This is a genomic window from Candidatus Symbiopectobacterium sp. NZEC127, assembly GCF_025962675.1.
Taxonomy (GTDB): Bacteria; Pseudomonadota; Gammaproteobacteria; order Enterobacterales; family Enterobacteriaceae; genus Symbiopectobacterium.
Genome location: NZ_JAGFPG010000001.1, coordinates 910,424 through 930,561, shown reverse-complemented (window position 1 = coordinate 930,561; position 20,138 = coordinate 910,424). Strand labels below are relative to the sequence as shown.

Sequence of the window (20,138 nt, the reverse complement as noted above, 5' to 3'; positions counted from 1 at the left end):
AGCGCGACCCACGTTTTTCGATGAAATCACCATTTTTCGATGGAATAGAGTACCCACGATATTTTGCTGTGTGGGTGATACCAGCACAATGACTATAATTAAGGGTTCTATTATGACGAAAGTCTTGCATCGTATTCCTCGTATCCTACTGTTATGTGCCGCATTACCAATCAGCAGCGTTGCCGTTCATGCTGCCGATCCTGTTGAAGTCCGTATCTCCTGGTGGGGCGGCAATCAGCGTCATGAAGCCACCCTGGCCGCCATCAATGCGTTCCAAAAGGCGCACCCGGAGATCAAAGTGAAAGCCGAATACGCGGGTTGGGATGGCTACCTGTCGCGTCTGTCAACCCAGATGGCGGGCGGACAAGAGCCGGATGTGATCCGCATTGACTGGAACTGGCTGCCCCAGTTTTCGCGCAACGGTGACGGTTTTTACGATCTGTATAAACAGCGCGACGCGCTGGCGTTAACGGATTTCCCGCCCCAGTACCTGAGAACCGGTGAGGTGAAAGGCAAGCTGCAAGGGGTGCCGATTTCCATGACGTCGCGCGGGTTTATCTATAACAAAGGTACCTGGGATAAAGCGGGCGTTGCCTACCCGAAGACCTGGGATGAATTGTTTGCCTCTGGACCCGCCTTTAAAAAAGCGTTGGGAGACAATTTCTACCCCCTCGGCGTGGCGCAGGGCTCCTCTGACGTTCTCGATATTCTGACGCTGGGGCGCGCCTACATGGCGCAGAAATATGGCATTGACATGATTGCCGAGAGCAAACAGAGCCTGGCTTATAATCGTGAGCAGGTGCGCGAACTGTTTGGCTTTTATAAAAAGCTGGTGGATAACCATGTGATACCCGATCAGCGTTATTTCTCGTCGTTTGGCCGCACCAACGTGTATGAAATTCGCCCGTGGATCAACGGTGAAATGGGCGGCATGTATTTATGGGATTCCGCCATCTACACCTACGCCAGCAACATGCCAAAAGAGACGGTACTGGAACCGGGTCCGTATCCTATGCTGAGTAATGCCAAAGATTCAGCGATCAATACCAAGCCGTCTTCACTGTTTGCGGTGGGTAAAAACACCAAGTATCCCAAAGAATCCGCGATGCTGATCGGCTTCTTGCTGAGTAATCCGGAAGGCATCAAGGCGCTGGCGTTACAAAACGGCATGCCGGCAAACCCGAAAGCGGTAACCTTGTTGGAGCAGAGCGGGGTGATCACACCGACCAATCTGTTGGCAAATGCCTACAAGGCGGCGGCTGAACAGCCTGCCACTCAGGTTCCGGTATCGCCCTACATGGAGAATCAGGAACTGGTACAACTGTGGACCACCAGCGTTCAGCGCCTCGATTACGGCAAAGGATCGCTCAATGAGGTCGCGGATGACTTCTACAACAACGCCAATCGCATTTTGAAACGCGCTATCCGCTAAGCGTAATAGCCCTCAAGCAACAAACCCGTAAAGGCGTTATATCAGCACAATGCTATGACGCCTTTTTTATCTCGCATCACCGGTATCGATAAAGTGACGTATTATCATTTACTCGATATTTAACGCTGCTTATTTATTTTTGTTCTGCTTTTATCTTTGTATTTGTTTTTATAGCGGTATTAAAAACCATAGTTCATACAAAATTAATTTAAATCATAATTTGGTGCCTTGGTATTGGGTAAAACGGTTGCGTTGCTATCTCTCTTCCCAACCTGTTAATGGAATTGAAAATGAATAACCCAATGAAGGTCCTTTTCACTGCTGCGCTTTTTGCCGTGCCCGTTGCCGCCTTTGCCCATATCGGGGCCGATGATGGCGCCCACCACGTGACCGGCTTTATGCAGGGATTTATCCATCCGCTTACCGGCCTTGATCATCTGTTTGCCATGACGCTGGTCGGCGTGTGGAGCGCCATGAATAGCCAAAAATGGTGGCTGGCACCGGTCTCGTTCGCCAGCCTGTTGCTGGTGGGGGCACTGATTGGGATGGCGGGGTTGGTTGTGCCTGCGACTGAGCATATTGTGGCGGCCTCTCTGCTGGTCCTGGGACTGATGGTGGCGATGCAACTGAAGCTGTCAGCCGCCACCGGCGCGGTGCTGGTGGGTGCTTTTGCCCTGTTTCATGGGCTGGCGCACGGTGCAGAGTTGTCTCACTCCTTTGCTGCCTTGTCAGGGATGGTGGTGGCTACTGTGCTGCTGCACATCGGCGGGCTGGCGTTGGGCTATGCCATGCTGGCGGCAAAACGCAGTGTGTGGTGGCCGCGCGTTATCGGTGCGGGCTCTGCGCTGCTTGGCGTAGGGCTGTTGAGTGGTTTGTTCGCCTGAGTGTTTTTCTCGATGTGAGACCGGTTCCCACCGTCTGAGGCGGTGGGATATCAGATTTTACAACATCGGATTTTACAACGCAGGCTGGACTGGCAACTGTTATCGTGTAATCCACAAAATTGCACGGAATATCGCCATGTTGCCAGCAGTGACTTCCGAATCCATCGCCCTGTTACCCCTTTCTTCCCGTGCCCGGCAGCACGTTGCCTTGACGCCTGCTGCGGTGATGAGTCAAACCCACCTCCGGCAGCATGGACAATTGATCTATCGCTATCAGGACGCGCTTTTCTGGTGTGAACATGAGGATGTCTCCTCGCTGCACAGTCGGGTAAATTACCTCAACAAGGTGGTTAACCATATCAGACAGACGATGCCTAACCGGGATCAACCGCTGACGTTGCTTTCACTGGGGGCCGGTGGGTTGCTGATGGAGTCCTTTATTCATGCGCAGTTACAATGCAATGGATATCAGGACATACACTGGCGGGTAATCGACATCGAATACGGGCCAGATGGCACTCAGCAGTGTCTTTCACACCGCGACAGCCTTGATGCCTTTGCTGCGATAACATCAGGCAAACTGGCCGTGTACGGTTCGGATCAACACTATTTCAATACCTTTTGGGGGGGGAATGGTGCAACGAGTGACAGAAGTCGCGGTGCTACCGTGCTGCTGGCGATTGATCCGCCTACCTCATCGTCACAGGTATTAGGTATTGCAAGCCTCGATCCGAACAGCATGTCGGTCAAGGGCCGTCCCGTTGAGGATATCGCCGACGCCAATTGCCTCTATTTGATCGCCAGCGAGCCTGAATATAAAACGCAGGTACACCACGCGATGGCGGCGCTGGCGCGCGGCGATCACATGATGACCCTGGGCAGTATCTTAAAATGTTACGTCAACAAATTTGGCGGCTGTGAGGTGTTGTCGACGCAATCGCCAAGCAGTCTGATGATGAAAGAAGCGTGCGTACCGCTTTTGGCACAGGAAAAAACCACGCAGGCATCGACGTCGACCCTCGAAATGACGTTATCGGATATCAGGCGCGCCGTTGAGCGCTATGTTGCCGCAATGGCAGATGAAAACGGTCTTTACTTCGCCGTGTGCTGCGTGTCCGATTACGACGTCAGTCTGACGCGACTGCGCGATTACATCGTTGATAACCCGCATTCATCATTACTCGCCACACTTGAGATGAACGCAACCCGTATCGAAAACCACCCGTGAATGGCCCGATGTGAAGGTTTTGCCCCTGCCTCGAGCAGGGGCGGGGCAGTTATTTTGCGCCAGAGGGGGTGGGTTTGAAAATTTGCAGAATGGCACCTAACTGTTTGCGTTGTTCGGTATCCAGTTCTCCACCGGCAGAGTGCCCGGCGTTTTGCAGTATCAAGGTATTGAGCCCAATCAGCCAATCGTACACATAAAACGCCGTGTTATTGGTAGGGGTGAGCGACAACTTGGTCAACCGTTTGGCAGTGCCCCAACTGACGGCCTGTTTTTCCGGCTTGGCAAAAATTTTACGACCACGATTGATGCGGCTTTCCGGCCGCTGCTCCTCGGGCATTTTCTGGAAGCCCAGCCAGGCAATATAATCGCCGAGCACCGTCAGGGCGCGAGAAACCTGACTGTCGATCTCATTGTCCGTGTAGGCGCTGGGGTGATCGTCCTGGTTCAGTGCCGCGTGCAGTGCCTGATTGATGCCTTGACGCAGACCAGCGGTAATGACCTCTTCCATCAGCATTTCCAGCGTCGGTTTGCCCAACCCGAGCAGCTCGACCAGCGGGGCGTTGTCCGGCAGATTGCGCATATGGTTTATCCAAAAGCGCAACACCTGACGGGCAAAGACCGCATTGGTATCCACATCGCTCTGCGCGTGGGACTCATCCGTCTGTGTCACATCCAGCGGGGCGTCGCTGAATAAATCGATGTCCATGGCGATGCCAAACGGATCGGCATTGGTCATGGCACTGGTGTTATCCAGGGCCGGATGGATGACATGGCTAACGCCGGATTGACGCTGCTGTTGGTAAAGGCGGCGCAACTCATCCCGCGTCGGCAACATGCGCTCCAGCAACTCGCCGTGTACGCCTGGCCGCGTCTGGAGTGATTTCAACACGGATTCGGCCACTTTCTGCTTTCTCATCGCCGAGATTTCACTGTCCGACTGATACCAGCCGCCGAGAATGTGCTCAAACAGTTCATTTTGCATCTCGAGTAACTGTTCTGACAGCCGCGCCAGCTTGTTTTCCCGTTTGACTTCGGTATTCAGCCAGTTAGCCATGCGTTTTACACCGCGTTCATCCGTCGCCAGCATGGTTCCCCAGGATTCTCCCGGGTTACCCACGTAGCGTTGAACGCCTTCATCGTAGTGCGTGTTGTGTAACACGCGCTGATCGAATTTGGTGACCGCCCAGATCAGGCCAGGTTTATGCTGACTGCGCTGTTGCGCCGTTTCCCCTTGCGTCTGTTTCACCCAGTAGTCGAGCGCTTTGCCGACCGCTTTGACATCGGCGCGCCGGTCTACCGCCGTGCAGACCATCAACAGATTAATGGCATGCTGCTCGGTGTACCGTTCCAGCAAATAGCTTGCCTTGGCGTGCAGCAGATTTTTTATCAGCACTGGATAACGTTGCACCGCGCCGTGCTCGCGATCGCCACTGGAAGCGGCGTGTACGTTGCTGAGGGGATTGAAGCCTGGAATATCAAGCAGATCAACTTGCTCAAACAGCGGTTCGCGCGTCGGTGACTGCAAGGTCACCACCAGTTCAACGGCGAGAAAGGCCAGCTCCGCCAGTGACAGTTCAACCGGTTTGCTGGCCCGGTTATTGATGACCGGACGCACATGTACGCTGGGATCGGAAGAGGTATTGAGATAGGCGACGGTTGACAGGTTCATGATGCCATCGGTGGGCAGCAAGACGTCATCGACCAGTACGCTTAACGGTGCCAGCACTTTATGGCTGTAATTCAGGCGCTGTAGCGTATGCGCAAACTGGCGATAGGTCGCCGTATACTCCTCTTTGCCTTGCCACAGCACCGAGAACAACCGCGCTCGATCGTCAATGGTCAACGCCGGCGTAAGGGTGATGGCAGCGGGCCAAAAATGAGTCTCCAGCCACTTCTGCCGTTTGCCATCGTGACGCGCCAGACTGTCCCACAGGGCAATGACTTCATCACTGCTGAATCCCGGGATGGTTTCGGGCTGACGATGCATCGCCAGCAGCGCCATCTGCTCGACCAGTTGCTGCTCATCTTCGGCCAAACTGCGTGGCGACGGTGGAGCAACGGCCGTGGTTAAATACGCCTGTGCCAGAATGTTGACGATATCCGCTTCGCTTAACAGCAGCAATTGAACCGGATAAGTGGCGTTTTTCACGCCTGGCTGACGGGTAAAGCGGGTCACCAGTCCGGCGAGTTGGCTCTCCGGATTGATATGCGCCTGATAGTCGAGGGTATGGCCGCCGAGATCGCTCTCCAATCGGCCATTTTCGCCCGCGGCCAACGCGGAAATCAGGTAGGTTTTGCCTTCCTGTGCCTGACCGAACAGCCCAATGGCCATCTCTTTTCCTGCGCTGTCTGCCAGTCGTTGTGCCTTGTTGCGATGACGACGCAGTTTTATCGTCAGCGTATCGGCTTCCATCTCCAAACGCGGCGAGCGGGAGCGGGTTGTCTCTACCCACTCGATGGCCTGCTCAATGCCTTCTGATACGGCAGTCAACTGCGTGGTTAACCGGGTCGAAAGTTGTTTTGGCGTCAGTGCTCTCATTTGCTAAATACGCTCCCGCTGTCGATCCAGTAGTGTGTTGCGCCGGAAGCGCTGTCAGCCAGCGTATTAAGCCGCAGCCGCAGATAGTGAAGAGGAACCTGGCTGCCATCTTGCAGCGTGGCATCCGCGATTTCGAAACGTTCCGGCGTGGATTGCCCCGCCTCGCGCGCCACCGTCAAACGCAGATGTAACACGCTGTCACCCGCAAGTTTGCGGGCCAGCGGCTGATCGATAATGGTCAGGGTGTAAAGCGGCGTGGCGGGCCAGCGTTCGTTATCCAACTGACGGAAACCGAGCCCAATACCGCCGCGCACCGAGAAGTAACCGCGTTTGTCCAATTCAAAATCGGCGGCGTCCAGATCGATGTCGCTGTAATAGAGGTTATCCTGCGTTAACTGCTGGTTGGCATCGATCATGCCGAAATAGCGGATGGTGGAGTAGGGTTCAAAATCACCCGCTTTGAAATAAAAGCCCGGCAGGCGCAGGTCCAGTGCCAACAGGCACAGCATGGCACCGACAGCCGCGGTGGATTTCGGGTTTTCAATTCGGCCGAATTTATTGAACGGATACCAATCGCTGGTGTGGTAGCCATCCAGTGAAACGATACGACTGATGGGCAACGGCTGAAGATAACGGAACAGTGCCTGTATGCCGGGGAAACGCGACGGGCGGCCGGTAAGCAGCAACACATCGCAATCATACAGCGCGACAACCTCGCACAGTGAACGCAAATTTTGCGTGATGCTGATGCGGTTGGACAAGAACTCGCCGTGCAACTTGCTTAGCCGAACGATAAGCGGCGTGTGCAGGATATCAAACGCGGCAGCCTCCGCCGGTTGTTCCCGCTGAATTTCGCCGTTCAGATAGTCCAGTACCTTGCCGGTCGGTCGCTGTGGCAGCAGTTCACCAAAGGTGGCTTCCAGTTCGGCGCTCATGTCGAGCGGATCGAACCCTTCATAGGATTCCAGGATCGCACGTCCAATCGGCATCAGTATTTGCAGGGTGGACTGCTGGCGCAGGGTAGATTGACCATCCATTCGGCCTGCGTTGCCAAACAGCTTATCCATCAGGCTGTCCGGCGTGGCGATCCCGGCTTTTTTCAGTGACGCATGCAGTGCGGGCAGCACGTAGAGCTGGATCATGTCCAGCAAGATATCGTCGCCCGCCACTTTGAAACCTTCGCGGAACATCAACAACGGACTGATTTTGACGTTACTGCCGATGCTGTCATCCAGCGTGTACTGGGTTACGGCGAGATCGGTGGTGCCACCGCCGATATCAATCGATGCGACGCGCAGGGTTTGTCCCGGCTGCTCATCGGCATCGCGTACCCGGTCTGGTCGCGCCTGACTGGCGAAAAAGGCTTTGGTATTGCCACCAAAATTGACCTGACTTTCGTTGTAGAGATAGACCATCTGGCCGCAGGTGGCCTCATCCCACTCCATTTGCACCTCAGGCACGGGGAAGCGGCTGGCCGCTTTCTCTTGTTCGGTGCTGAAGCCATCATCCGCCGGGTGCCAACCCATCGCTTTCCAGACCAGACCAATCGCTTCCTGCATGCGACGGCGGAAAATTTCGCGCTCAGGTTTTGGCATGGCGGAGGGCAGCGTCAGAATGATGTTACGCAGGCGGCGCGGTGCGCTGTCATTCATCATTTTCGCGCGCTGCGCCGCGCTGTTCATCTGGCTCAACGCTTGCGCCAGCAGTTCGCACAGCATCAACGACATCAGCGAGCTGCGGCTGTATTGTGCAGAAAACACCGGAAGACGATCGTCGAACGGCACGGTAAACAGCGGTTGACCGTCATCATTGATCAACTGCGTGAACGGTGCGGCGATGGCGTGCGGCTCCAGCGCGGCATTGCCAACGGTTTTGCTGAAGCGCCACCCGGGGGCGTAGCTCTCTTCATCCCACAGATAGCGGCGCGGGCTGGAGAGACCACTGGCTCCGTCGGTGCCAAGACGCGCCAGCGCCATGCGGCTGGCTTCGCGGCCAACGCGCACGATGGACGGCCACAGGAAGGCGTCTTCGCGGCCACTTTCCAGCGAGAAATTGGGCTTGCCAAACTGCGCGTGCGCAAATTCAATGCGGCTTTCAAACATCTCGTTGTAGATCTGATGAGGCTGTTCCATGTCGCGCAATTGCAGCTCGTAGCTCTGGCTCAGCCCGTTGTGCGCTTCGGGATGATCTTCGACCAGAATGCCGCAGGTGTGCGAGTTGCCCACATCGAGAATCAGGTCAACGGAAATGTCCGGCTCTTGCCGTGTGCCGGCAACCAGAGTGATTTCCGGGATCCGCAGCTGCTTGCCCAGCATATCAAGCAGGTTCAGGTAGTGCGCCTGATACTCAAAACCACGCAGCGCGGTGCGCTGATCGGCCTCACTGCGCTGTTCACGTGCGGTGGCATGTTGGGTAAAGACTTCGCGCAGCCAGCCATCGACCCAGGTTAAATCGAGGAATTCACCCAACTCTTCACTGTGGTACGCCAGCGTAAACTTCAATCCGGCGGTAATGTCGCTTTCGGTCGGTGCCAGCAGTTCGTTATCCTCACCGTCAGGATAGACTTTGGTGTCGAAAACGATGCAAATACGGTGGGTGTTGCCATCCTGATCCGGCCTTGGCAGGGTAACGACTTTCATGCGCGCCCAGTTATCCGGGCCACCGATAAAGGTACGCGGCGGGTTGAAGCGCATAAAAGGCAGCGGCAGCCAGACATTACTCAGTAGCAGCAGCGATTGGCCCAGCGAAAAGCTGGATTCAGGGCGTACCACTTCTGGTACAGACCCCAGCGGCGCAGGCAGGAGATATTTGCCGTTCTCATCATTGAGGATCAGACGCAACAGCGGACCGTTTGCCGTTTTGCGGACGAACTTGCCCGGGCCTTGCGCATCAATAGCCGGTTTTAGTGCAAAATCCAAAAATTGCAGACCGCTGTCCTGGATGAGGGTGATCTTTTGTTTATAGTCCGTAATCGTGGCCAGCATAGGGTTATTCGCTCTCACGCTTGAAAGTCAAAGGGATCAGGTTGTCGTCGTCATAACGGCCTGAGCACTCAGCCGGGCCGCTGGCCCCCTGAGAACAAACAATTTCTGGCATTTGATAGCGTGACCCATCACTACAGCGCGCTTTTACCCGGCTGTTGATAATCAGATTGCCCGATTGCATTAATCCGGCAGTAACGTTGGCGCGACAGCTGACCCCTTCACCGTGCGTGAGGCGCACCGTACCCTGACCATCCTTCAGTTGATAACGCAGGCTGGCCGGTTTGCCAATCGTGGGGGTTTTGGTATCGGCGGTTACGCGCCAGGTGCCGTTGAGGAAATCGGTTTTTCCCAGCTTGACCGCCAACGACGGCATTACCAGCGCGTTTTTGTCTACCGGCTTGGCTTCTTCCGGTTTTGCTTCTGCTACCACGGTTTCAACCGGTGGTGCGCTGGGCACCGGGGCCGGTTTCTGTGCTACTACCGGCGCTGTTTCTGGATGCGCAACGGCGGGCGCCTTTTCGGCTTCTGGCGGCGTTTCAGCAGCAACGGGCGGTGGCGCTATCGGTGTGGCGTTTTGTGCGACGGTCTCAGCTTCTTTGACTTTTTCCGTGGCAGGCAGAACGCGTTTTTCTGGCGTATGTGCCACCACGGGTTCTGTGGTTATCGGTTTACTCGGTACGCCAGCGCGGAACTGCCACACTAATGCACCGGCGAGTGCCACGCCCGGTGCAACCCACCACCAGCGACGCAATGCCGATTTCCCTGGTGCCGTCGCTGGCACTGCAGGGATCGCCACCTTGGGCGCGTCGTCGGGTTCGTTTTCTGGCTCAACCGGTAGTGACGCCGTTTCTGCATAGACGGCGGCAGCGTTGGGCTGCGCAATGGGCGGTGCAATCGGATCGACCAGCGGTTGTGCCGTGATGACCGGTAAGGCTTCGCGCAGGCACGCTAAGGCGTCGGTTCGAGGTTTTTGGTCGAGATTAATAAAACCCCAAAAGGTGATGACGGGGCGGCCATCAACCAGATAAACGTAATTTGCCGCGGGAAATTGGAACGCTTTGGCGAGCAGGGCACCAAATCGTTGCTGCGCCGCACTGTCTGACGCCAACGCGCGTTCACTCAGCGCCGCAACGGTGGTCAGGAAGGTTTGCAACTGCTCCAGTGCTGCCTCCCGTTCCTCCTCGCTAGCGGCCATCCATGAGGTGACTTTTCCTTCGCCGGGAGCATACCAATCAAGACGATCGCCCGTTTCATTAGGCTGCGGAATGGCCAGGCAGTCAGCGATTGCTTGTTGTCGCCGTAAACGTAGAGTTTCCCGCAACTGAAGAGCCGATGCATACACCGGTTGCCCATTTTCGCCCAGCGCAAAAAAATCGGCCAAACTTCCGCTGCGTAGTAATGATTTTGCCAAGAAAAAGACCTTATTAAATGGAAGGTTAAAAGCTGAAATCAAATCAGTTTACTATAAAATGTACTTTAAACCGGAAATGGCAATGTCAAACGGATAAAGAAACGACAAAACCACCAAATATTTGACCTATCAACGCTGTTTCTTGGGTTTAGCGTTGCGTATCGGCGGTTTTTTTCTATGGGCTGTCGTTTTCCGAGTATGCCGTGCATCGTGATGCGGCTGGGAGGGGGACCGACGCTTTCTCGGGCACAAAGGGCATCCACCATAACGGTGGGGGCGATGATGAGTGACTGTCCACCACTTCACCCAGACGCGGACAAAGCATCTGAATACCTTTCTGCGCGGCCAGCGTGTAGCTGCGTTGTACCGGCTCTGTCCAATGATGTAGCGACAGGGTAAACATGCCCCAGTGAATAGGAACAAAGGTGCGCGGTGCCAAATCGAGTACCGCTTGAAGGGTTTGTTCCGGTGTCATGTGGGAATCCGGCCAGCGCCGGTTGTATTGACCATTCTCGACAAACGCGAGATCGATAGGACCAAACCGTTCTCTGATGGCCGTAAAGTGGTCATCGTAGGCCGAATCTCCGCTGTAATACAGGGTTTCATGCGGGCTTTGTAGCACCCAGGAACACCAGAGCGTGCGGTTATGATCGAAGGGGGTGCGCCCGGAGGCATGACGCGCTGGCGTTGCGGTTAATCTCAGCGTCTTCCACGTGTATGCCTGATACCAATCCCGTTCGGTAATGCGTTCTGCTGCGATGCCCCATTGTTGCAGCGTTTTTCCCATACCGAGCGGGGTAACGAAATGGGTTTTCTTATCGCGGAAAAACTCAACGGTTACGCGGTCCAGATGATCGTAATGATTATGCGACAACACAATCACATCGATGGACGGCAACGCTTCCATCGGGACCACCGGCGGTTGAAAACGCTTGATGCGAAAAGGAAAGGGGGCTGCGGATGCGGAAAACACCGGATCGATCAGCACGGTGACGCCATCCATGTTGAGCAACAGGCTGGAGTGACCAAACCAGATGACGCGGGTTTTACTGTCCGGTTTGAGAAACTCCCGCCAATTCGGCGGGACTTCGGGCAAACGCTGTTCCGGCATACGGGATCGTGCAGTAAACAACAGGCGTCTGAGTACCGAAAGGCGTTCGCGCCAGCCCATGTGCAGGTATACGCTGGGGCGCACGTTGTGAAAACGCCGTTCAGCCGCAGAATAGTGGGGTGGTGTGGCGTTTGATATCGCCTTTTCGGTCATGGTATCACTCCGCCTTAAGGTGAAATTGTGCTGTCTGGGTAAAAAAGCTGCATGACAGCGTCACGCGTGTTTAGTATGCTAAACAAACCGTGATTGACGATGACATAACAATATCATGATTTTATCTCAGGTTAGACAGGGTGCGTTATCCAGTAATAAGTTATTGCTCATTTGTGGCACCGGCTGGCTGTTTGATGCCATGGATATCGGGCTGTTGTCTTTTGTTCTGGCAGCGCTAAAACTGGAGTGGGGGCTGTCCGCCGCGCAGTTAGGGCTGATCGGCAGCGTCAACTCCATCGGCATGGCGGTTGGCGCATTTGTTTTCGGACTCTATGCCGATCGTAAAGGGCGTAAATCCGCCTTTATGATCACGCTGTTAATGTTCAGCATCGCCAGCGGATTAAGCGCTTTTGCCTGGGGATTCGGCAGCCTGCTGGTATTGCGCTTCTTTATCGGCATGGGATTAGGCGGCGAACTGCCGGTGGCATCGACGCTGGTCAGCGAAAGTGTGCCCCCGGAAGTACGCGGCCGCGTGGTGGTACTGCTCGAAAGCTTTTGGGCCGTTGGCTGGCTGCTGGCGGCGTTAATCGCCTATTTTCTGATTCCGCTGCCGAGCGTCGGCTGGCGCGGTGCCATGATCCTGTGCGCGTTGCCCGCCTTCTACGCGTTATACCTGCGTTTTCGTTTGCCGGATTCGCCGCACTATCTGCAACTGAGCCAGAAAGAGAAAAAAAGTGCTTTTCGCCATAAGATTGCCGCACTCTGGGTACCGGAGCAGCGGCGTGCCAGCGTGATGTTGTGGATTGTCTGGTTTTGCGTGGTGTTCTCCTATTACGGCATGTTCCTGTGGTTGCCGAGCGTGATGATGCTCAAAGGGTTTGATATGGTGAAAAGTTTCGGTTACGTGCTGGTGATGACGCTGGCACAGTTACCCGGCTATTTTACCGTTGCCTGGCTGATTGAACGCGCAGGGAGAAAGGTTGTGCTGGTGGTCTATTTGCTGGGAACGCTGATCAGCGCCTATTTTTTCGGCGTTGCTACCAGTGCACCGCAACTGCTGCTCTCCGGTTCGCTGCTGTCATTTTTCAACCTCGGGGCCTGGGGCGCGCTGTATGCCTATACGCCAGAACAATACGCGACATCCATTCGCGCTACCGGTGCTGGAATGGCGGCGGCAGTGGGGCGTATCGGTGGGATCTTTGGCCCGTTATTGGTCGGCACGTTGGTCGCAAGCGGCGTGCCCATCGGCGGTATTTTTGCCTTGTTTAGCCTGGCAATACTGCTTGCTGTCTTTGCTATCGTGCTGCTGGGGCAGGAAACGCGACAGCGTGCACTGTAGCGTCGAATGAAATAAACGGGGGCCGGGCGGCTCCCTTTTTTTTGTCTGTTTTACAGAAACGATTACCGCAGTAAGGTTAACGCAATGAGTGACGACGTCACTTTTTTGTTGTTAAAAAGGGTAATTAATATGGGTAAATGCTATAAAACGATTAATTATTGCAATGGTTTAGCGATGATTTAATAGCAACCGCGTAAATATTATTAGAACAAAGCACCTGTTTACTTGCTTATTGTGATGTTTATTGCTGTTAATAATCGCCAAGGAGGTGAATTTTTCTATGATATTCAATTCTTTTTTATCAACCATGCGCCCACACGGGCTGAAATGGCTCGCGGTAGGGGGGCTCGCGTTGGTGGTGGCCGGATGTTCTACGCCGCGCTCAACGTTAATCGATCGCGGTGATTACATCGTGGATACCACTCATCCGGCTAAAGGCCAGAATGAGCGTGTCCGATTTCTGATTTTGCATTACACCGCGCTGAATGATGCGCGCTCGTTAGAGGTATTAACCCAGGGGCAGGTCAGCGCGCATTATCTGGTCGCGAAATATCCACCGCTGCGTAATAACAAGCCCGTGGTAATGCAACTGGTGCCAGAGGATATGAGAGCCTGGCATGCGGGGGTCAGTAATTGGAATGGCCGGGTAAATGTCAATGATTCTTCAGTGGGCATTGAGATTGTGAATCTCGGGTTTACTGATAACATGCTTGGCGTTCGCACCTGGTATCCTTACAATGAAATGCAGATTACCGCGCTTGCCGCGCTGACCAAAGACATCATCAAGCGTAACAACATCACGCCGGATAATGTCCTGGCGCACAGCGATATTGCACCGCTGCGCAAACAGGACCCCGGTAAGCTGTTTCCCTGGAAACGGTTTGCGGAGATGGGCGTTGGTGCCTGGCCTGATGACGCAACGGTGAACAAGTATCTGGCCGGACGGCAGCCCACTGCGCCGACGGATGTGCTGACGCTTCAGAAAGCATTGCATAAGTATGGTTATGATAAAATTCCACAAAACGGTGAGCTGGATAAAGATACGCGTTTGACCATCAGCGCGTTCCAGATGCATTTCCGCCCGGCGGACATTGAAGGCAATGCCGATGCGCAAACGGAGGCGATTGCCAAAGCGCTGGTGGAAAAATACCGTACCTGAACCCGTGATTGACTTTTTTACTGCCAAGGAATTGCCCAAACATGCTGAGTTATCGACGTCGCTGTTTTTTGCTGTGTTTGGTGTGTGGGTTACTTGGGTGCAGTAACAGCAAAGTCACTCCTCCCTCCGTGGTTGAGGCTCCCGTCCGCGTTTCTCCGGCTGTGCCGGAGAACGTCAAGGGCGTTTGGCTGACCACGCTTTCTGGCCTTGACTGGCCGACGCCAGCGTCAAGTGATGAACCGTCTGATGCGCGCCGTATTGCGTTACAAAAACAGGCGCTGATTGACAAACTGGACAATCTGGTGAGTCTGGGCGTTAACACGGTCTTTTTTCAGGTAAAACCGGATGGCACGGCGCTATACCGCTCGGCGTTACTGCCGTGGTCTGATGTATTAACCGGTGTGGTGGGCAAAGATCCCGGTTTCGATCCCTTGGCTTTTATGTTGGCTGAAGGGCATAAGCGTGGATTGCGTATTCACGCCTGGCTCAATCCCTACCGTGTGACCAGCAATACTCAGCCAAAAACGGTGGCCGCGCTGCGGCATACCCTTAGCGCTTCACCCTCCAGCGTGTATGCGCTACACCCTGAGTGGATACGCACGGCGAGCGATCGGTTCGTGTTGGATCCCGGTATCCCAGAGGTGCGTCAGTGGATCACCAATGTGGTGGTGGAACTGATCAACAACTACGCCGTGGATGGCATCCATTTTGATGATTATTTCTACTACGAAACGCCTGCTTCTCGTTTGCAAGACGATGCCACCTATCGGCAATATGGACAGGGGTTTGCCACCAAAGGGGACTGGCGGCGCAATAACACCTTGCTATTGATTGAGCAAATATCGATGGCGATCAAAGCGGTCAAGCCGCAGGTTGAGTTTGGCATCAGTCCGGCGGGCGTGTGGCGCAACGCGGAGAATGACGCACGCGGCTCGGATACGCGTGGCGGTGCAACCTACGATATCGCTTATGCGGATACCCGGTTGTGGGTGGAACGCGGCTTGATTGACTATATCATCCCGCAAATCTACTGGCCTTTTTCACGAGAAATCGTCCGTTATGACACACTGGTAAAATGGTGGGCGGATGTGGTAAGGCCAACAAAAACCCGTCTCTACATTGGTGTCGCCTTGTATAAAGTCGGCGTGCCTGCGCAAAAGGAGCCTGATTGGGCGCGGGACGGCGGCGTGCCTGAACTGCGGCGGCAGTTGGCGCTCAATGAAGCGCTGCCGGAAGTGAAAGGCAGCGTGCTCTTTCGCGAAGGATTTCTGCATCAACCTCAAACCGCACCGGCGGTGGAATACCTCAGAACGCACTGGGGTAAATAGCGGTTACAACGACGTTGCGGCGAAAAGCCGCTATATTTTCTGTTGAAGAACAGACTTTCCGACGCGCATTTTCAAAAATGGATTTTACCGCGCGCGGCAGGATTTAAACGTCGTGTTAACCCTAAGCAGGCCACCATGAAAACACCTGTGTGCTCCGATGATACGTTGCTGCATCGCATGCTGCTATTAGCCGCATTGGCTATCGTCATGATGGGGATCCATCTGGCAGCCTCCATTCTTTCCATTATCCTGCTTTCCCTGTTTTTGGCTATCGTGCTAGAGCCTGTGGTGGCGCTGTTGTGTCGCACACGCTTACCGCGCTCTCTGATTGTGGTGTTGCTGGGCGGCGTATTGCTGATGCTGCTGGTCTACGTCCTGCTCCGGATGGTGGCGGCTTTGCCCGAGTTAAATCAAATGAGCCTGCAAATGCGCAGCTTGCTGACGCGTCAGCTTGCCGTCGGCATGGCACCATTACAGGAGTTGGGGCTAACGCTATCGCCAGAAGCCGCGATGTCGCTGATTGACCCAGGGCAATTTCTTGGGCTGATTACCCGCGTGCTCAGTCACGTATCCAGTTTTTTTTCGTCGGCATTGGTGGTGTTTCTCACCGTGATTTTTATGCTGATCGAGGTGCCGGTATTAGTGGAGAAAATCCAACGGCTATTTCGCACGGAATCCGCTGGCATGAAAGCCGTGCGCCGCGGTATTGACAGCGTGACGCAGTATCTGATGCTTAAAACGCTGATGAGCGTATTGAACGGTGTGGCGATCTGGGTGCTGTTAACCATTTTGCAGGTTAAATTCGCCTTTATTTGGGCGGTGCTGGCCTTTCTGCTGAATTTTATTCCCGTTCTGGGATCGATTCTGGCGGCAGTGCCGCCTATCATTCAGGCATTTGCCTTTAACGGCATGAGCACCGGCATGGCGGCACTGGCCGCGTTCCTGGTCATCAACCTGATATTGGGCTGGATCGTTGACCCTTATCTGTGCGGCCGGAAGCTGAATATCGCCACCAGCGTGGTCCTGATTTCACTGTTGGTGTGGCAGGGATTATTGGGGCTGATCGGCATTTTGTTGGCGGTGCCGCTGACCATGACCCTGAAACTGATTGTCGAACAGGTCGATGGCGGCGCGCGCTGGGCGCGCCTGCTGGAAGGGGGGAAGGAGCACTAGCACCTGTCAGCCATTGAGTATGGCTAACGCCTGTTGATGAAGTTGCGGATCGCCAGAAGCAACGATATTCCCGCCGCCTTCGGGACGCCCGCCATCGAGCGTGGTCACGGTGCCGCCTGCCTGCTCAATAATCGGGATCAGCGCGGCAATATCGTAAGGTTGCAGGCCATACTCGACGCAGATATCGATGTGGCCAGCGGCCAGCATCGCCATGGCATAGCACTCTCCGCCATAACGGGTCATCAAGGTGTGTTGCGTCAAATCCTGAAAATGGACAGTAGGGTGGCTCAGCACCGGTTCGGGTGACGTGGTGTGTAGGATAGCGTGCGCGAGCGGTAGATTTTTACGCGTTTGCAACGCATGCTCACCGTAGGGGCCCCGATACCACGACTGAATCCCATCGGCCCAGAAGCGTTCTTGCGTGAAAGGCTGGCTCATCATTCCCATGACGGCGCGCCCGTGATACAGCAAGCCCATCAGCGTTCCCCACACCGGAATGCCGCACAGAAAAGGCCGGGTACCGTCAACCGGATCCAATATCCATTGGATTTCACCGCTGCCAACAGCGCCAAACTCCTCGCCCAAAATCGCATGTTGAGGGTAGTGCGCGCTAATCAGGGCACGGATGGCGCGTTCCGCTTCGCGATCGGCATCGGTCACCGGGTCGAAGCGAAAACCTTCCTTGGGTTTGTTGCCAATATGAAGATTTTGCGCTGAACGATAGCGCGGCAGGGTTTGCTCAGCGGCGGCATCGGCCAGCGTGTGAAAAAAAGCAATATCAGGTAAGTTATGCACGATGATCTCCCTTCTAATGCAGTTCTAATATCGGCGCGGGTGCCGTTTATTCGGTAATGCGCGCTTCTGTCGGTATTCAGGATTGCACGTTTGCGCTATCCTGACATCATGAACACGATGGTCTTCGCTACGGATGTTAACGATAACGTTATCATTCAGATAAAGGAATAACATGCAGTACGTACCCATTACGCCGGACGCGGAAAGCGCCCATTTTCATTCCGGGCCTGCACACTATGATGTGATCTCCATTCAGTCGCAGGTGGTTTATGGTTGCGTAGGGAACAGTATCGCGGTACCGGCGCTGGCGCAACATGGGTTGCGTGTTGCATTGGTGCCTACGGTCATCCTCAGCAATACGCCTCATTATCCTAGCTGCTATGGTGGGAAAATTCCGGTCGAATGGTTTGAAGGTTTTCTGCAAGGTCTGCTGGAGCGGGGTGCATTGACACATGCGCGTGCTATCGTTATTGGCTATATCGGCACGACCACGCTGGTGCCGCCGTTGGTTGCCTGGCTTAAACAGGTGCGCACCTCTTGGCCGGATATTCACATCATTCTCGATCCAGTGATGGGGGATACTGACTGCGGTTACTACGTCAATGCCGAGATAAATGCCTGCTATCGCGATGAGGTATTACCGTTGGCTACCGGTCTGACGCCAAATGCGTTTGAGCTGAGCTGTTTATCGGCGATGACGCTGGACAGTGCCGAATCGGCTATTGCCGCTGCACGTTCGTTGCTAAAGGGAACGCTGGAGTGGGTGGTTGTCACCAGTGCACCGGGCAACCTCGATAAGCAACGGATTCAGGCGCTGTGCGTCACACGCGATGCGGTGGTACCGATCCAGCATAACCGTTTACCCATTGCGCCGAAAGGCACTGGCGATCTGTTCTGTGCAGAACTGACAGCGGCTTTACTCGCAGGACAATCTCCGGCACAGGCCGCACAACATGCCTGCCATCAGGTGGAACGCTCAGTGTTGAAAACCCAGTTGGCTGAAAGCGAAGAGCTGTGTCTGGCTCCGCTGGTGTAAGGGGATAACGACAATGACGCTCGAATCATATCAGCACAACCTTAATTTAGTTACAACATACATCCCATTATATCAACAACCACTCTCCTGACATAACGCCTCTCGTTGATAAAACCCCGTCAACAGTACCTGGTGGGGCAGACAATACTAAAATCATGATCGCGCTTCACTTTTTTTCTTTTTCTTGCAAATAGAATTGAAACTCGATTTCATTTTACTAATCTGCATGGGGTGAGAAGTGAAATATCAGCCATTCTCCGGTATTGCTGCTGCGGTATCCGTTTCCTTATTATTAGCGGCGTGTCAAACGGCAACATCGCCGCAGGCACAGTATCAGCCTTCGTTCCCAGGAACAGCACAACGGCCCGTGCTGTCCAGCGATGAGGCTGCGCGTTTTACACAACAGCACTATTTTGCCTATCGCGGCCTCTATGCTTCCCCCATTGCCGACGCCTGGACACCTCAGCCTATCAACATCGCTTCAGTAAAAACGCCCTATGTGGTGGGGCCAACAAAAGGGGTTGACGGTGCCAGTTATACGCAGATACAAGACGCGGTGAATGAGGCATTGAAACAGCAGAAAGGTAATCAGCGTATTTACATCAAATTGCAGCCAGGAACCTACATCGGCACAGTTTACGTACCCGCTGAAGCGCCACCGATCACGCTGTTTGGCGCTGGCGATACGCCGGAAAAAACCGTGATATCGCTGGGATTGGACTCGATGATTTCACCGGAAACCTACCGCACGATGGTTAATGCCAATCAACAATATCAGCCTGGCGACCCTGCCTGGTATATGTATGACGTTTGCGCATCGAAGCAGAATAAAACGATTGATACCATCTGCGCCGCGGTCTTATGGTCACAGAGCGATGAATTTCAGTTAAAAAATCTGACGGTGGTGAACTCGCTGCTGGATACGGTAGACAGTGGCACACATCAGGGCGTCGCGTTGCGAACGGATGGCGATAAGGTTCAGTTAGAGCAGGTGCGTTTGATTGGGCGGCAAGATACGTTCTTCGTCAACACCAGTGATAAAATGAATAATTACGTCACCGATCACTACAGCCGCGCCTATATCAAAGACAGTTATATCGAAGGGGATGTCGACTACGTTTTTGGCCGTGCCACCGCCGTGTTTGATAACGTCCGTTTCCATACCGTATCGACGCGCAAATCAAAAGAAGCCTATGTATTCGCTCCCGACACCATGCCGTGGGTAAAACACGGTTTCCTGGTGATCAACAGCGCGCTGACGTCCGACAGTGGCTATAAGACTGGCAAGCAAAAGGCCAACATGGGCCGGGCCTGGGATCAGGGCGCGCGCCAAACTGGTTATTTGCCGGGTAAAACAGCAAATGGTCAACTGGTGATTCGAGACAGCAGCGTTGATAGCGGCTATGACTTGCTCAATCCGTGGAGTGCAGCCGCCACCACACGTAGACCGTTCAAAGGTAACGCAAACCTACAGCGCGATCTGGATGACATTAATTACAATCGGCTATGGGAATATAAAACCACCGTATTGCTAAACCAATAATATTGTATTACTTGCTGCGCCGG

14 protein-coding genes are annotated in these 20,138 nt (G+C 54.3%); 9 read left to right on the top strand and 5 right to left on the bottom strand.

All coding sequences use genetic code 11. From position 1 onward, the window contains the following. Positions 1-112: 112 nt before the first annotated feature. From J5069_RS04400 to J5069_RS04390, 3 genes are all read left to right on the top strand, one after another. Positions 113-1,432: an ABC transporter substrate-binding protein gene (locus J5069_RS04400; RefSeq protein WP_264642702.1), complete on the top strand. Its 1,320-nt coding sequence runs from the start codon at positions 113-115 to the stop codon at positions 1,430-1,432. 290 nt (positions 1,433-1,722) lie between these two features. Then, entirely contained in the window at positions 1,723-2,316 is a 594-nt protein-coding gene (locus tag J5069_RS04395; RefSeq protein ID WP_264642701.1) for a HupE/UreJ family protein, read from the top strand. Positions 2,317-2,452: 136 nt separating this feature from the next. Then, a complete protein-coding gene (locus J5069_RS04390) occupies positions 2,453-3,544 on the top strand; it encodes a hypothetical protein (protein ID WP_264642700.1) in 1,092 nt (363 codons plus the stop codon). A 49-nt stretch (positions 3,545-3,593) separates the two neighbouring features. Here the strand turns inward: J5069_RS04390 and J5069_RS04385 are convergent, their stop codons facing one another. From J5069_RS04385 to J5069_RS04370, 4 genes are all read right to left on the bottom strand, one after another. Then, positions 3,594-6,083: a putative virulence factor gene (locus J5069_RS04385; protein WP_264642699.1), complete on the bottom strand. Its 2,490-nt coding sequence runs from the start codon at positions 6,081-6,083 to the stop codon at positions 3,594-3,596. Beyond that, positions 6,080-9,067, bottom strand: coding sequence for a virulence factor SrfB (locus J5069_RS04380; RefSeq protein ID WP_264642698.1), 2,988 nt, complete (start codon positions 9,065-9,067; stop codon positions 6,080-6,082). The genes J5069_RS04385 and J5069_RS04380 overlap by 4 nt, the downstream gene beginning before the upstream one ends. A gap of 4 nt (positions 9,068-9,071) precedes the next feature. Further along, a complete protein-coding gene (locus J5069_RS04375) occupies positions 9,072-10,478 on the bottom strand; it encodes an SrfA family protein (RefSeq protein WP_264642697.1) in 1,407 nt (468 codons plus the stop codon). Between the two features lie 175 nt (positions 10,479-10,653). Then, positions 10,654-11,742, bottom strand: a complete 1,089-nt coding sequence (locus tag J5069_RS04370; RefSeq protein ID WP_264642696.1) for an MBL fold metallo-hydrolase — start codon at positions 11,740-11,742, stop codon at positions 10,654-10,656. Positions 11,743-11,857: 115 nt separating this feature from the next. Here J5069_RS04370 and J5069_RS04365 point away from each other — a divergent pair, with 115 nt between their 5' ends. The 4 genes from J5069_RS04365 (at position 11,858) to J5069_RS04350 (ending at position 16,741) form a co-directional block, all read left to right on the top strand. Then, on the top strand, positions 11,858-13,081 hold the full coding sequence (locus J5069_RS04365; protein ID WP_264642695.1) for an MFS transporter: 1,224 nt from the start codon (positions 11,858-11,860) through the stop codon (positions 13,079-13,081). A gap of 322 nt (positions 13,082-13,403) precedes the next feature. Beyond that, complete coding sequence (locus tag J5069_RS04360) at positions 13,404-14,240, top strand: N-acetylmuramoyl-L-alanine amidase (RefSeq protein ID WP_264643728.1); 837 nt, start codon at positions 13,404-13,406, stop codon at positions 14,238-14,240. 41 nt (positions 14,241-14,281) lie between these two features. After that, a complete protein-coding gene (locus J5069_RS04355; protein ID WP_264642694.1) occupies positions 14,282-15,568 on the top strand; it encodes a glycoside hydrolase family 10 protein in 1,287 nt (428 codons plus the stop codon). Between the two features lie 135 nt (positions 15,569-15,703). Beyond that, on the top strand, positions 15,704-16,741 hold the full coding sequence (locus J5069_RS04350; protein WP_264642693.1) for an AI-2E family transporter: 1,038 nt from the start codon (positions 15,704-15,706) through the stop codon (positions 16,739-16,741). 6 nt (positions 16,742-16,747) lie between these two features. Here J5069_RS04350 and hisN read toward each other — a convergent pair whose 3' ends face one another. Continuing rightward, complete coding sequence (gene hisN / locus J5069_RS04345; protein ID WP_264643727.1) at positions 16,748-17,539, bottom strand: histidinol-phosphatase; 792 nt, start codon at positions 17,537-17,539, stop codon at positions 16,748-16,750. 169 nt (positions 17,540-17,708) lie between these two features. Between hisN and pdxK the strand changes: the two genes are divergently transcribed. Both pdxK and pemB read left to right on the top strand, forming a co-directional pair. Further along, positions 17,709-18,572, top strand: coding sequence for a pyridoxine/pyridoxal/pyridoxamine kinase (pdxK, locus tag J5069_RS04340; RefSeq protein ID WP_264642692.1), 864 nt, complete (start codon positions 17,709-17,711; stop codon positions 18,570-18,572). 238 nt (positions 18,573-18,810) lie between these two features. Continuing rightward, positions 18,811-20,115 carry a pectinesterase PemB gene (pemB, locus tag J5069_RS04335; protein WP_264642691.1) on the top strand — a complete coding sequence of 435 codons (1,305 nt, stop codon included), beginning with the start codon at positions 18,811-18,813 and terminating at the stop codon, positions 20,113-20,115. Positions 20,116-20,138: the final 23 nt, after the last annotated feature.

Excerpts from the sequence above, each read along its gene's own strand:
- J5069_RS04380 (WP_264642698.1), bottom strand. The coding sequence starts at position 9,067 with ATGCTGGCCACGATTACGGACTATAAACAAAAGATCACCCTCATCCAG.
- pdxK (WP_264642692.1), top strand. The coding sequence starts at position 17,709 with ATGCAGTACGTACCCATTACGCCGGACGCGGAAAGCGCCCATTTTCAT.
- J5069_RS04355 (WP_264642694.1), top strand. The coding sequence starts at position 14,282 with ATGCTGAGTTATCGACGTCGCTGTTTTTTGCTGTGTTTGGTGTGTGGG.
- J5069_RS04400 (WP_264642702.1), top strand. The coding sequence starts at position 113 with ATGACGAAAGTCTTGCATCGTATTCCTCGTATCCTACTGTTATGTGCC.
- J5069_RS04365 (WP_264642695.1), top strand. The coding sequence starts at position 11,858 with ATGATTTTATCTCAGGTTAGACAGGGTGCGTTATCCAGTAATAAGTTA.
- J5069_RS04395 (WP_264642701.1), top strand. The coding sequence starts at position 1,723 with ATGAATAACCCAATGAAGGTCCTTTTCACTGCTGCGCTTTTTGCCGTG.
- J5069_RS04350 (WP_264642693.1), top strand. The coding sequence starts at position 15,704 with ATGAAAACACCTGTGTGCTCCGATGATACGTTGCTGCATCGCATGCTG.
- J5069_RS04385 (WP_264642699.1), bottom strand. The coding sequence starts at position 6,083 with ATGAGAGCACTGACGCCAAAACAACTTTCGACCCGGTTAACCACGCAG.
- J5069_RS04390 (WP_264642700.1), top strand. The coding sequence starts at position 2,453 with ATGTTGCCAGCAGTGACTTCCGAATCCATCGCCCTGTTACCCCTTTCT.
- J5069_RS04370 (WP_264642696.1), bottom strand. The coding sequence starts at position 11,742 with ATGACCGAAAAGGCGATATCAAACGCCACACCACCCCACTATTCTGCG.